We start from the raw sequence: 13538 nt of genomic DNA, 5'->3' as shown, positions 1-13538 counted from the left end.
ATTATAATTCAGTAAGAATCGCTTTCAGCAATCCTTTGAAGTCGCCTTTGACGCGTTCTGTCACTTCCACTACTTCTTCGTGGTTGAGTTCTTCTTGGAAACCAGCAGCATGGTTAGTGATACATGAAATTCCTAGAACTTTCAAGCCTGAGTGGGCTGCCACAATAACTTCAGGAACAGTTGACATACCAACTGCATCTGCTCCCAATGTCTTATATGCACGGATTTCAGCTGGAGTTTCATAAGTTGGACCTGTCACACCGATATAAACCCCATCATCCAGTTTAATGCCCAATTTGTCTGCTACTTGATGAGCAGTCTCACGGTATTCTGGAGTGTAAGCTTTCGACATATCAGGGAAACGTGGACCAAAGTCATCCAAGTTTTCACCGATCAATGGGTTTTGACCAGTCATGTTGATGTGGTCAGTAATAGCCATCAAGGTACCAGGACCGAAGCCGATACCGCCAGCAGCGTTGGTTACAATTACACCTTCGCATCCCAAAACTTTCATGACACGGACAGGGAAAGTCACAACTTCAAGAGGATTTCCTTCGTAGAAGTGGAAACGACCTTGAAGAGCCAAGACTTTACGTCCAGCAAGATCACCATAAACCAATTTCCCAGCATGTCCGACTACTGTGGATTGACCCCAGTTTGGAATGTCAGAGTAGTCTACTACGACTGCATTTTCGATTTCTTCAGCCAATTCTCCAAGACCTGAACCAAGGATCAAACCGAACTCAGGAGCTTCGATTCCTTTGCCCTTCAAAAATGCTGATGTTTCATTGATTTTATTTAATAATGTCATTAGGTATCTCCTTCTTTATGTTTTAAAAATTGACCAATTTTGTCAAAGGTATTAGCGTTACGAATGGTAATATTACGATAGAAAGGCATCTTAAGCAAGTGCTTGTGATAAGCTGTTTTAGAGTAGCTAGCTTCTGACAATTTACCCCAAAAGATCCCTAATTCCCCAAAATGAAGCACTTCATCGACCAGTTCCAAACTGTTCACTTTCTCGATGACTTGATCCACATCCAAGCTCTCAGTGTAAAAGAGCACATCCTTTCGAGCCATCTCATGATTCCACCAATCAGGAAGATTTCTAAGGTCCTCTTCATAGTCTTCGTAAGACAACAAGGAAAAACTCTGAATAAATGGATAACGTCTTTCAAAGAAAGCCTGTAAATTCTCTATTAATTTAGTTCTAGGCACAATGCTATTAAAGAAAATATTGCCACTGTTGATGTAGGTTTCAACCTTTTCCAGTCCCAACTCTGTCAGTTCTTGACGAAGTTGCGCCATGACAACCTTATTTTTCCCACCGACATTAATGCCCCGAACAAGTAAAACATATCGCGTCATCTTATACCAATTTATCTAAGAAACTTTCACCGATCATGGCTTTTTCAACGCCAAAGTTATCCGCAATTGTTGCTGAGATGTCGGCAAAATGTCCGACTGGAATCAAGCCGCTACCTTTGAAGGATGGACTGTATGCCAAAAGTGGAATATATTCACGAGTATGATCTGTACCAGCATAGGTTGGGTCATTTCCGTGGTCAGCAGTAATCAAAAGAAGATCGTCTTCTCTCATTGCTGCCATGATTTCTGGCAAGCGCTCATCAAACTCATGCAAACAATCACGGTAGCCGTGCGCATTGCGACGGTGTCCGTAAAGAGCATCAAAGTCTACCAAGTTGGTAAATGAGAAGCCTTCTTGGAATTCAGGAAGTCCCATGGTCTTAATCAAGGTATCTATACCGTGGCTATTTGATTTGTTATGGCCCATATCGTGGTTGATACCAGCACCGTTGAAGATATCGTTAATCTTACCAACTGCATAGGTATCAATACCTGCTTCATTCAATTTGTCCAAAACAGTTGGGGCAAATGGAGATACAGCCAAGTCACGACGGTTAGCCGTACGAGTGAAGTTTCCAGGCTCACCAACATAAGGACGAGCAATGATACGTCCTAGAAGAGCTGGGCGCTCAAGGGTAATTGAACGAGCGTATTCACAGATACGGTAGAGTTCATCCAAAGGAATGATCTCTTCGTGAGCTGCGATTTGAAGAACTGGGTCAGCTGATGTATAGATAATCAACTCGCCAGTTTCCATTTGGCGTGGTCCAAAGTCATCGATTACTGCTGTTCCTGAGTATGGTTTGTTGGCTTCACGAATAACCTTACGTCCTGAAAATTCTTCGATTTTAGTAAGGATTTCCTCTGGGAATCCATTCCAGAAAGTATCAAACGGTTCTGTAATATTAAGACCCATGATTTCCCAGTGACCAGTCATGGTATCTTTACCTAGAGATACCTCTTCAAGCTTAGTTGCATAACCTGTTGGATTGCTCTCAGCTGGAACTGTCTTCAATGGTGTTTCACGAGGAATGTTCCCAAGACCAAGTTTTGCCATATTTGGAACATTCAAACCTACTGATTTTGAAATGTGTCCAAGCGTGTCTGATGCACCATCAGGAACACCAGCGTTGACAAAGTTATGAGCATCTGGTGCTGCACCGATTCCTACAGAATCTAGTACCACCAAGTGAATACGATTAAATTTTGGCATAGTGTGTCTCCTTTTTATTTTGATTATTTTGCTTTTGTTGAAGTTAAAATCTGAACGCCCTCTTGTCCAGCAACGATGACCTTATCCACCATTTGGTTAAACAAGCCGTGCTCAACGACACCAACGACATGATCCAATTCTTGTCCAAGAGCAATTGGGTCTTCAATCACTTCCAAGGCGAGGTCGATGATAAAGTTCTGCATGTCCGTCACAAAACGTTGACCATTTTTTTCACGAAAGCTCGGTTTATAGCCAGCTCGTTCAAATCGACGAAATACCTGTTCGGCACCATATTGAACAACCTCTACTGGTAATTTAAAGGTACCGAGTTTCTCTACTAACTTACTTTCATCAACTACCCAGATATATTCTTTAGATGGAGTTGCAACAACCTTTTCCATGAGAAGGGCCCCACCACCGCCTTTGATGCCGTTAAACTGACTGTCTACTTCATCTGCACCATCAACTGTCAGGTCTACAAAGTCCACTTGATCAATTGACTTAAGAGGAATATTGAGTCCTTCTGCCTGCTTGCTGGTCACACTAGAAGTCGTTACAGCTGTAATCTGTAAGCCCTCTTCCTTGATACGACGACCTATTTCTTCTACGAAATAGTAGGCAGTTGAGCCTGTTCCAAGCCCGACAACCATACCATCTTTGACGAACTCGGCAGCTTTAATCCCTGCCATTTTTTTCAGATTTTCCACTTATACACCTCCAAATAGAGCTACTTCTATTATATCATGAATACGCTTCAAATTCATCCTTGCACTAGAAAAACCCGAACATTTTATGTCGGGTTTTGTGATGTTTACTTAACCATATCAGGGTCATAGTCGTAAAATCCAGTATCCAAGAAACGATTTTTAGGATGGAGCTTGCGAACTTCTTCATCGAGCAAGAAGGCCTGGTCATGAGTAAAGTTACCTTCTTGAATTAAATTGCGCGCTTGGATAAAGAGTTTTGCAATTTCTACAAAGTTTTGGCCTGGAGTGTAGAGACCTTCAAGCTTCCAATGAGTGAAACCATGTTCTACCAACTCAGTCAACTTGGTCATCAAATCAAGATCATTATTAGCAAAGATATGAGTCCCATGATTGTCTTCAAAAATAGAATAATGGCTCTCTGGGTCACTTGGCTCAGCCAAGAACAAGTCACGTTGACGAGATTTTTCATCATCAATCTGTGTGAAATTATAGTAGTTTTGCAAGAGTGGACGCTTCGAATGGTGGATGACACTAGCACCGTATACCAAGACCTCAGCAGGAATTTCTAAAATTTCAGGCATTTTGAAAAGTTCTGCAGATGGGATTTCACGCGCCAAAACAGCTTCTGATGCTCCTGCTTTTTGTCCCCAGAAATTAATCTGACGACTGCTTGTGACCATGGTTGAGGCATCGTAGATGGTTTTGAAAGAATAGCCATCACGGTTGACTACATAAAAGACACCTGCGTCCCCAACTGTGATATAGTCCGTTTTGATTTCTTCTAAAAAGTCCAAGAATGGCTTGATACGGTCCATCATGTCTTGGTGCATAAGAGCATTGACCGCAACGATTAATTCCTTACCGGCATCATGAACGATTTTTGCGATTTCACGCAATTCTTCATGACTAAAGGTAGTTGGCAAACGAAGACCAAAATCTTTCTCACCGGCATAAATGCGGTCGACACCAGCTTCAAGTAGCTGTTTTACTTGTTCAATACTTTCAGCAGTTGCTGTAATGATAATCTTTTCCATAGAGAAAATTATACCACATTTCCAAAAAATCAGCTATATAGAAAAGTGGGTCTTGTTAGTCCAAATTTTGAAAAAAAAAGTGAACCGTATCACTAACAGTTCACTTTTTAGATTTATGCTTGTGTCTTTTCAACAAGTCGTCCGTCATTCATCACATAAATACGGTCAACCTTATCTAGTAAGCGAGTATCATGTGTAATCATGACAACTCCCCTGCCTTGCTCATGGGCAATTGAAGCCAGCATATCCGTCACTTGATAAGCACGTTGTGTATCCAAGCTAGCTGTCGGCTCATCTGCAAGTACGATACTCGGGTTATTGTATAAGGCTCTAGCAATTGCAGCTCGTTGGCGTTCTCCACCAGAGAGAGCTTTGGGATAGTGATTTTGAACCTTTTCCAAGTCCAACAAACTGAATAACTCTTGTCGGTTACTTTTTATAGATTTCTTTTTATCCAAACGGTCAATTAAATCTAATTGCTCCTTAACCGTTAAAAAGGGAATCAGATTTGAAGCCTGGAGGATAAAACCAAATTCACTGAAGCGTAAATCCGTTTTTTCTTTTTCAGATAAATGCCCAGTCTCTTTTCCCTTTACTAGAATCTTTCCACTTGAAGCTTCTTGAAGTTGGCCTAGAGTCGTTAAAAAGGTTGTTTTACCTGATCCAGAAGGCCCCACAATCGCTACAAACTCCCCAGCGTTTAGCTGAAAATTGGTCTCATGGAGAGCTGTAACTTTCATATTGCCTTCGCCATAAGTTTTTGTCACTTGAATCATCTCAATTAATGTCGTCATATCATTCTCCTTATCATTCTGCAATCGCTGTAATTGGATCCACTTTAAGTAGACGCGGAAGTGAAATGACGCCACCTAGTAGTGCCATCAAGCAAATGACCAGGCTTAACACAAAGTATGCCAACCAACTAGGGTAGAAAAAGAAGGTTGCAGGTAAGACTAAAATGACAGCCCCAATAGCAAATAAGGCTAATCCGATACCCAAACCAGATAAGAGAAAGATTTGGCAGAAAAGAGACCATACGATGGATTTTATCTGAATCCCTTGTGCTCGCATAATTCCATAGAGACCTAATTTTTGAATAGTAATGATATAGATAAAAATCCCTACAATCAGACCTGTAATGACAATCATAGCTAGAATCATTCCTGAGAATACATTGACCTGAGGAGTATAGCCAGGAATTTTCGAAATCATTTTTTGAATAGAAATCTGCTTCAAACCATCACCAGTCACTTCCACATCATTTTGCAATACCAATGCAGAGATCGAACGATTACCTTTTGTTGTTCCTTGTAAATCCCAATACGTTGTTAAACTTGTAAAGACAACAGGTTCCGTGAAAAATTTATTTTCTCTGGTCAAACCTACAATCTTAAAACTTGTCTCACTTCCGTTGAGTTGAATAGCGTCCCCGAGTTTGATGCCGTAATTTTCAAAAGACTGATCCACTACCACTTCTTGGTCATTTTCTGGGTAACGCCCTTCAATCAGGGTTGGCGAAATAAAACTGTCCCACTCTTGACCAAAAATAGAGACATTCATCTTGTCACTACTATTAACAAGGTTTGTCACCGCAAACATGTAGCTTAGAGGAACAGCATCCCCAGACACTTTATCTTTGTAGTCTTTTTCTGGTATAAAGGATGCAGTTAAATTATCATTTGCATAATCGGATAGCACAACACCTGTTGCTTGCCAATTATCAATAGCAGCCCTGTTATTTCGAACAAGCCCGAGAGCCAAACTGGTCATAAAAAAGACCATAAAAGCAATGAGAAAAATGGTTGTTAGAATTAAACTGTAACGCAGTTTATTTTGTAAAATTTCTTTGAAAGCAAGATACATGCCAATCTCCTTTAAGTATTCTGTTGTTGAGGAAACAAATCTCCTATTTACCATAGCACTAAAGACAGAAAACTATCTCGTCATGAACAACTAGAATCAATTTAAAAGAATCCTGTCCTTACTTCAAAATTGAATTTATTTGCATCTGTGTATGATTTTTATTCGTTTCAACCATCAAATTTTCCTTGTATATAATATGAGAAAATGATAAAGTTTAAACGGTTTACTCATCCTATCATTTTCCCATTAGCATGTCAAGAATTCCGAAATTGGCCTTGATAACAGATTTTATGCAATTTGTAACAATCCTGTAATAATTCTCTCTTTAAAAAATGATAAAATAGTAATGTACTGTTAAGGAGAGAAATATGCCCGCAAGAAAACTACACCCGTATGAGTTAGAACAAGAAAGTATAAAAGCTGCTCAGTTTCAAGATTATGTCCCAGAAAATACTTCTGTTGCTAGTGTAAAGGAAGTCCTATTTTTTGTAAACATTGCTTGCTTCTGTGTCTTTTTAGCTATCTTTAGTTTTATGTTCTTATCGCTTAAATTGAACACTGTTTTATCATTTGCTTTGGCTATCGGCCTCAGTCTTGTAGCTTTACAATTTCAGCGCACTTTTATCAAGAAAAAATTCAAATAAAAACCTTCGATAAATCGAAGGTTTTTTTTATTTATTCTTTCGTTTTGATGGTGTTGTGATAGCTATCTTGACTTCAAAAATTGTTCCGTTAGGTTTGTTATCTTTCACACTGATAGAGCCTTTTAAGGCATCGACGATCTGCTTAGCTAAAGACAAGCCTAAACCGAAACCACCCTTTTGCCGTGTACGTGCCTTATCAACACGATAAAAACGATCAAAGATTTTCTTTTTATCGGCTACAGAAATACCGATCCCATTATCAGCTACCGTTAAATAGAGGCTTCGTTCTTTCGTTGAAATCTCAAAATATATATCTCCTTCTTCTTCTGTATACTTGACCGCATTGTCAAACAGAATGGTCATCAATTGCTTGAGGAGGAGTTTATCTGTGATAATGGTGCGATGAACACGATTTTGGAAACGAAAAACACGATTATTCTCGGACGCAATCATCTCATAGTTAGTAAAGGTTGTATTAAAGAAGTCTGGCTCTACCTCTCCAAACTCAGGCTTGATTCCATCATCTCTACGTGCCAGATTGAGAAGGTTAGTTGTTAGAAACTTCATATTTCGAACTTCTTCCAAACTAGAAGCGATACTCTCACTTGACTCCATAATAGTCGCCTCTGGTTTTCTAAAAAGAGTTTCCAGACGGTTCTGAAGAACTGCCAACGGAGTCCGTAATTCATGACTGGCATTTTCCACAAAGCTTTTTTGCTTTTGCATACTTTCAAGTAAGGGTTTAACACTGACACGTGCAAGATAAAGACTGGCTAAGATAGATAGAATCCAAAAACTTGCCATTACCACCACGATTAACTGCTCGTGGTTTTGACTAATTTGCTCTAGTTGGCTTGTGTTAATCAGGATAGCAGCATACTTAATATTAGTCGAAACAGAATCAATATTCATTTCCGTTAAGACCACCCGATAAATCTCATCCTGGCCGTAGCTATTCACAACATGAAGTTGTCGGATATGGTTTAAATCCTTTTTATTGAAGGTGATTCTGTCTAATCCTAAAAAGCGATTACCAGTCACTAATTGATTCAAATTTGAATCTAGCAAAATCACTTCAGTATTGGAACTCACATTTGGTTTTTTATCAGATGCTGAAGCGACACTGCCACTACCTAAATCCTTAACGTCTTCAGTTGCACGATTGACGGCCAATTGAATGATGTCCTGAGGATTGTTGCTGAGAGATAGCAGTTTCTCATCCACTGATGTGTAGAGACTGGAGTGCATAACCTGCAAGATAATCAAGGTCATGGCAGAGAAAATTAGGGTGAACACACCAAAATTACGAATAAAGTAGCTAAAATCTTCTGCGTACCAATTCTTTTTTAATTTCTTAAACATGTTTTAAAATATACCCAACACTACGCAAAGTTTGGAGATTTTCAGCAAAGGTTGAACCTTTCAATTTCTTACGAACTTTTGATACATAAACTTCTACAACGGAAATGGTTGTGTCACTGTCAAATCCCCATAAACGGTCAAAGATTTGGGTTTTTGGTAAGATGACATTTTGGTTTTGGAGGAAATAGACCAAGAGTTCAAATTCTTTACCAAGAAGCTCAACAGAGGCATCTTGAACCTTAACTTCATTCGTAGATAGATTGACTGTCAAATCACCGTACGTTAAGGTATTTTCGTTAAATTTACCTGAGCGTTTGAGAAGGGCCTGAATACGCATCTTGAGTTCTTCTAGATAAAATGGTTTGGTTAGATAATCATCTGCTCCCAGCTCAAAGCCATGTCCTTTGTCATCAAGACTTTCCTTGGCTGTCATGATGAGAACAGGAGTCGAAACACCTTTTTCACGTAGTTCTTTTAAGACTTGGAAACCATTTTTTTCTGGTAACATCAAGTCCAATAGAATCAGGTCATAGACACCACTTTCAGCCTCGTAGAGACCTTCTTCGCCATCAAATACCTGCATAACATCTGCAAAATCATCCAAAAAATCAAAGACTGAATTTGACAGGCCTAGGTCATCTTCCACTAATAGAATTTTAATCATCAAAAATTCCTCCTTATTATATCCATTATAGCAAAAATATCTTAAAAAAAACTCAACTTTCCTTGTTTTTCTTAGAGAAAGTTGAGTTTTTATATACTATTTAGTCAAGAAGTTTTTAAGCCTTACCATATTGTGCAACAACTGCTTCAACCGCTGCTTTTTCACGTTTAATCAATTCAACGCGAGCCGCGATATCCTTGATACCCATGCTGATATTACGGCTAAGGGCAAGATCAGAAAGTTGTGGTTCAAAGAAGGCCTTATACTCTGCCAAACGTTGTTCTGTTTTAAAGATGTGTGATGGGAAGATAACAAAGCTATCAAAGCTCATATCTCCACCAAGGGCTGCCTTGATCCAATCCCAGTTTTCACGAGCCCAAACCCAAACAGTTTCTTGGGTAGCTTGGTGTCCAAGGAATTGGAGGTACCATGCTGAAAGGTCTTGTGGTTTCACGACAAATTTGTCCTTCCAAGTTGCAAGAAGAGTTTGGATGTTTTCTGCATCTGTACTGTATGCAAGCGCAGCTGCTAATTGACGTTTGAAAACTGCATCTGTTGCATGAGTGTATAGGTCTAGGTAAGTTGCAACCAAGTCCTTAGTCTCATTGTGTTTAATCTCATTGATGAGGACTTGAGCACGAATGGCTGCTGGAAGTCCTGCAAGTTTTTCTTTATGGGCTGCAAAGATTTGACTTGCTACCTGACTAGCTTCTTCATCATTTGAACGAATCATCATAGAAATGGTCAATTGACGAACCAACTCATCCTCATCTGATTCTCCGTCTTTCGCTTCAAAACCAAGTCGTTCATAGTTGTGACGGGCCAATTTAGCAACTAGAGTGTTAAAGGCTTTCTCAGCTTCTGTTCCTTCATCGATAAAGCGCTCAAGGGCAGAAATAACTTGAGAAACTGCAGCAACAACCAGGTAAGACTCTTCCTTAGCAAGTTTATCAAGTACTGGCAACAAGTCTGCATATGATACATGTCCTGCTTCAGCAAGCAAGCGACGTTCTTGGACGATTTGAAGCTTACTTGTGTTATCAAGTTCAACTAATTCTGAAAGGATAGCATCCAGTAATTCACCTTGATAGTCAGTAATGTAGTGGGCAGTATTTTCAGTGTTGAGACGAAGAGCTGTTTTGTTTTCAGCAAGAAGAGCTGCATAACCAGGAATTTCGATGCTTTCAGTTTCGAGTGTATCTGGCAAACCTTTCCAGTTACTGTTAAGGGGTACTACCCAAAGACGATTCTTGTCTTCATGCTCACCGATGAAGAATTGTTTTTGTGAGATCTTCAAAACATCATTTTCAACTGTAGCAGTCAAAACTGGATAACCAGGTTGCTCCAACCAAGAATCCATAAAGGCTGCTACATCACGGCCTGATGCTTGACCAAGGGCATTCCAAAGGTCACGACCAATAGTGTTTCCGTATTGGTGTTTTTCAAAGTAAGCATGCAAACCTTTAGCAAAATCAGCATCTCCTAGCCAACGACGAAGCATGTGCATGAGACGACTTCCTTTAGCATAAACGATAGCAGAGTCAAAGAGTGTATTGATTTCATCTGGGTGTTTGACTTCGACGTGAACAGACTGAACACCATCAGTTGCATCACGTTTAAGAGCAGCTGGCACTCCACTTGTTTGGAAATCTTCAAAAATATTCCAGCTTGGCTCAATCGCATCTACACAGACGTATTCCATCATGTTGGCGAAGCTTTCGTTGAGCCAAAGGTCATCCCACCACTTCATAGTCACAAGGTTACCGAACCATTGGTGAGCAAGCTCGTGGGCAATGACAAGGGCTACTTGTTGACGGCTAGCAAAGGTGGAGTTCTCATCCACAACCAAGTAGACTTCACGGTAGGTTACGAGACCCCAGTTTTCCATAGCACCTGCTGAGAAGTCAGGAAGGGCGATGTGAAGAGATTGAGGGATTGGATACTTGACTCCGTAGTAGTCTTCGTAAAATTCGATAGAACGAACAGCGATGTCTAGTGAGAAATCAAGGTTTGAAAGTGGATGGGCCTTGGTTGAGTATACACCTACCAAGGTACCATTTTTAGTTGTAGCAGTTACCCCCTGCAAATCACCAGCTACGAAAGCTAGCAAGTAAGAAGACATTCGAGGTGTAGTTTCAAACTTCCAGATGCCAGTTTCTTTGCGATTTTCAACGTCAATCTCAGGCATGTTTGACAAGGCAAGTTCGCCTTCTGCTTGGTCAAAACGAAGAGCTAGATCAAAGGTTGCTTTCGCTTCTGGTTCATCCACACATGGGAAGGCTTCACGGGCAAAGTGGCTCTCAAACTGAGTCGACAAGACTTCCTTCTTAACTCCATCAACTGTGTAGTATGATGGATAGATTCCTGTCATGTTGTCTGTGATTTTACCTGAAAAAGCAATAACCAATTCAAATGAACCTGCTTCTGTAAGTTCGATATGAAGGGCTTCGTTTTCGTTATCAACTGTAAATGGACGAGCTTGACCTGCTACTTCAACTGAAGCAATTTCCAAGTCCTTTTGGTGAAGGGAAATACGGTCACTTTTAGCTAGACCGGTAATAGTTACTTTTCCTGAAAAAGTCTTGGTCTCACGACTCAAGTCTAAAAACAAATCATAATGTTCAGGAACAAATGTTTCGATATAATGTTCTACTGCTTGCATCATATTCTCCTATTCTAAATTCATGAGCATATGCTCTAGTTCAAACATACCTATTTTATCATATTTTAAGTCAGAAAAAAGCTTTGAAAGTTCATTTACACATTTTTGTCTTTTTGAACTCAAATAATAAGAAAATGGTTTTGTGAACGCCTAGAATTTCTATATTTTAAGCCTGTTTTGGTATTTTGTCAAAACGAGCAAAAAACACCAAAATTTATAGGAAATTCGCATCAATTTCTTTGACTAATGCATACGTTAGTGCTAAAATAAGTGTGTTTGGTATATTAATACTTAATCTATGATAATCATTATGTCTTTTTTAATGTATTGCACTTCTATTTTTAGTTTTCTTCAAAAGCGAATCCAATATTTAAAACATTCATTAGTTATTTTTTAAATATTGGATTCACGTCCATGAAATAAACTAGCATAAAATCCCTTTTACGTCTAATAGTTACTCTAAATATAAAGTAGTTGATAACATACGGAGTCTCAAAACTATTGCATTAATTTATCTTCACTGGAGCTGGAGTAAACTGCAATAAAGAAAGGATTATTCGTCAGAGTAGGACTGTCAATTTTATTAAAAGATATAAATCAACATTTTGGTTGTTATTACCAAACAAGAAGATTTTCTGGAAGAAAGGAATGGAGGAACAAGTGAAAACTTTCTATAAAAAATTATTCGCGTTTGTAGCAATGTTCAGTGTAGTTGCTCTTGGTTTGTCAATCATCAAGCCAGTTTCTGCAGCAACTGTCACTCCCACTATTACAAACCTTAAAGCAGATACATCTGGTCAAAAGGTCACATTTTCTTTTGAATGGGACTTAACAGGTAAATCTGTTAAAGAAGGAGATACTTTTACCATCGATGCTCCCGAAGGTTTAAATATCACAGAACTCGCTACTCAATCACTTCAAGCCAACGGTGCTGAAGTAGCTACCTTGTCAATGACAAACAAGAAGATTACTTTTACTTTTAAAAAAGCAATCGAATCCATGAACCAAAATGTTAAGGGTGGGTTCCAATACCGAGCAGTGTGGGATAGCACTCCAGGAAATCCTGGAAACAAGACCGCCACTTCTAAAGTCGGTTCAGAATCTGTCATCATTACACGCCCTGATGGACCTGGCGTATTTGAATCAGTATTGAATAAATACAACCTTACAGGTGACTATGTATCTAAGACATTCAAATTGGATGTTTCTGAAAACTATGCTTGGATGAATGTTGGAGATGACTACTATCTAACAAAATGGTTTATCCGTATCAATGGAGATGGTAAAAAACAAGCCATCACAAACCCTGTTGTATCAGATAAAATCCAAGCTCCAGCCGTCGATTACTCAAAAATCACTTTTGCTCCTGCTGCAAACCACGCTGCAAGTGAATTCTTCGTTGGAACTTACTTGAAACCATCATTCACATTGAGAAAAGGTGGACAAGTGGTTGCTTCAGGTTGGGATTTCTGGAAACATGTGAAATTCGATGCAGACGGAAATGGATTTACCGTTAATTTATCAGACGTAAGTGATGTTTTCAAAACAGCTACGGACGAAGAATTAATCGTTGAATACCAAACAATCATTCCTAAGACAACCATCCGTGTTGACAACAATGCAACCTTGACAGCTGATGAAATCACAACACCTCAAACTGATCCAGCTTTCTGGAACAATAATGAGTTGAAATTCTGGGTATCTGGTGATACAACTGTGACAGTTCAGAAAGAGTGGGTTGGTGACGAAGAATCTGACCGTAAAGATATTACTGTTCAATTGTATGCTGACGGCCAAGCCTTGGAAGGGATGACACAAGCTCTTACAAAAGCTTCTGGTTGGAAAGCAGAATTTACTAAATTACCAGGTATCAAAGACGGTAAGAAGATTGAGTACTCAGTAGTGGAAACAAATACACCTGAAGGTTACACTTCTAAGGTTGAAAAAATTGATGATGCAAACGTAATTAAGGTCGTCAACACATCAAACAAACCAACTACAACAACTACTGAAGCCCCAAC

Annotated in this window: 12 protein-coding genes; 2 read left to right on the top strand and 10 right to left on the bottom strand. The window is 39.4% G+C overall.

Features of this window, described 5'->3' with window-relative positions; translation table 11 throughout:
• Position 1 precedes the first annotated feature (1 nt).
• The 7 genes from AB8E63_RS03885 to AB8E63_RS03855 all read right to left on the bottom strand — a co-directional run bounded on the left by AB8E63_RS03885 (position 2) and on the right by AB8E63_RS03855 (position 6185).
• The gene (locus tag AB8E63_RS03885; RefSeq protein ID WP_368910032.1) at positions 2-811 is read right to left on the bottom strand and encodes a purine-nucleoside phosphorylase; all 810 of its coding nucleotides are present in this window, start codon (positions 809-811) and stop codon (positions 2-4) included.
• Positions 811-1368, bottom strand: coding sequence for a DUF1697 domain-containing protein (locus AB8E63_RS03880; protein ID WP_368910030.1), 558 nt, complete (start codon positions 1366-1368; stop codon positions 811-813). Before AB8E63_RS03880 ends, AB8E63_RS03885 begins: the two co-directional genes overlap by 1 nt.
• Before the next feature lies 1 nt (position 1369).
• Positions 1370-2581, bottom strand: coding sequence for a phosphopentomutase (locus AB8E63_RS03875; RefSeq protein ID WP_368910029.1), 1212 nt, complete (start codon positions 2579-2581; stop codon positions 1370-1372).
• A 23-nt stretch (positions 2582-2604) separates the two neighbouring features.
• The gene (gene rpiA / locus AB8E63_RS03870; RefSeq protein WP_368910028.1) at positions 2605-3288 is read right to left on the bottom strand and encodes a ribose-5-phosphate isomerase RpiA; all 684 of its coding nucleotides are present in this window, start codon (positions 3286-3288) and stop codon (positions 2605-2607) included.
• 104 nt (positions 3289-3392) lie between these two features.
• Positions 3393-4322, bottom strand: coding sequence for a peptidase U32 family protein (locus AB8E63_RS03865; RefSeq protein ID WP_223332849.1), 930 nt, complete (start codon positions 4320-4322; stop codon positions 3393-3395).
• 113 nt (positions 4323-4435) lie between these two features.
• Positions 4436-5116 carry an ABC transporter ATP-binding protein gene (locus tag AB8E63_RS03860; protein ID WP_368910026.1) on the bottom strand — a complete coding sequence of 227 codons (681 nt, stop codon included), beginning with the start codon at positions 5114-5116 and terminating at the stop codon, positions 4436-4438.
• Positions 5117-5129: 13 nt separating this feature from the next.
• On the bottom strand, positions 5130-6185 hold the full coding sequence (locus AB8E63_RS03855) for an ABC transporter permease (RefSeq protein ID WP_368910025.1): 1056 nt from the start codon (positions 6183-6185) through the stop codon (positions 5130-5132).
• Between the two features lie 368 nt (positions 6186-6553).
• Between AB8E63_RS03855 and AB8E63_RS03850 the strand changes: the two genes are divergently transcribed.
• Positions 6554-6829 (top strand): DUF3270 family protein, encoded by a 276-nt coding sequence (locus tag AB8E63_RS03850; protein ID WP_006153244.1) that lies wholly within the window; start codon positions 6554-6556, stop codon positions 6827-6829.
• A gap of 27 nt (positions 6830-6856) precedes the next feature.
• On the opposite strand, the gene AB8E63_RS03845 is transcribed toward AB8E63_RS03850, so the two are convergent.
• The 3 genes from AB8E63_RS03845 to AB8E63_RS03835 all read right to left on the bottom strand — a co-directional run bounded on the left by AB8E63_RS03845 (position 6857) and on the right by AB8E63_RS03835 (position 11517).
• Positions 6857-8191 carry a cell wall metabolism sensor histidine kinase WalK gene (locus AB8E63_RS03845; protein ID WP_006153196.1) on the bottom strand — a complete coding sequence of 445 codons (1335 nt, stop codon included), beginning with the start codon at positions 8189-8191 and terminating at the stop codon, positions 6857-6859.
• Positions 8184-8855, bottom strand: a complete 672-nt coding sequence (locus tag AB8E63_RS03840) for a response regulator transcription factor (RefSeq protein WP_006153276.1) — start codon at positions 8853-8855, stop codon at positions 8184-8186. The genes AB8E63_RS03845 and AB8E63_RS03840 overlap by 8 nt, the downstream gene beginning before the upstream one ends.
• A 115-nt stretch (positions 8856-8970) precedes the next feature.
• Positions 8971-11517, bottom strand: coding sequence for a M1 family metallopeptidase (locus AB8E63_RS03835; RefSeq protein ID WP_368910023.1), 2547 nt, complete (start codon positions 11515-11517; stop codon positions 8971-8973).
• Between the two features lie 648 nt (positions 11518-12165).
• On the opposite strand from AB8E63_RS03835, the gene AB8E63_RS03830 reads away from it, so the two are divergent.
• Positions 12166-13538, top strand: a 1373-nt coding sequence (locus AB8E63_RS03830; RefSeq protein ID WP_368910022.1) for a Cna B-type domain-containing protein, incomplete at its 3' end; no start/stop codon positions are given.

The sequence above is a fragment of the Streptococcus sp. oral taxon 061 genome, assembly GCF_964211575.1.
GTDB lineage: Bacteria > Bacillota > Bacilli > Lactobacillales > Streptococcaceae > Streptococcus.
The sequence above is the reverse complement of the archived record's forward strand: the minus strand, read 5'-3'. Positions and strand labels throughout refer to the sequence as shown.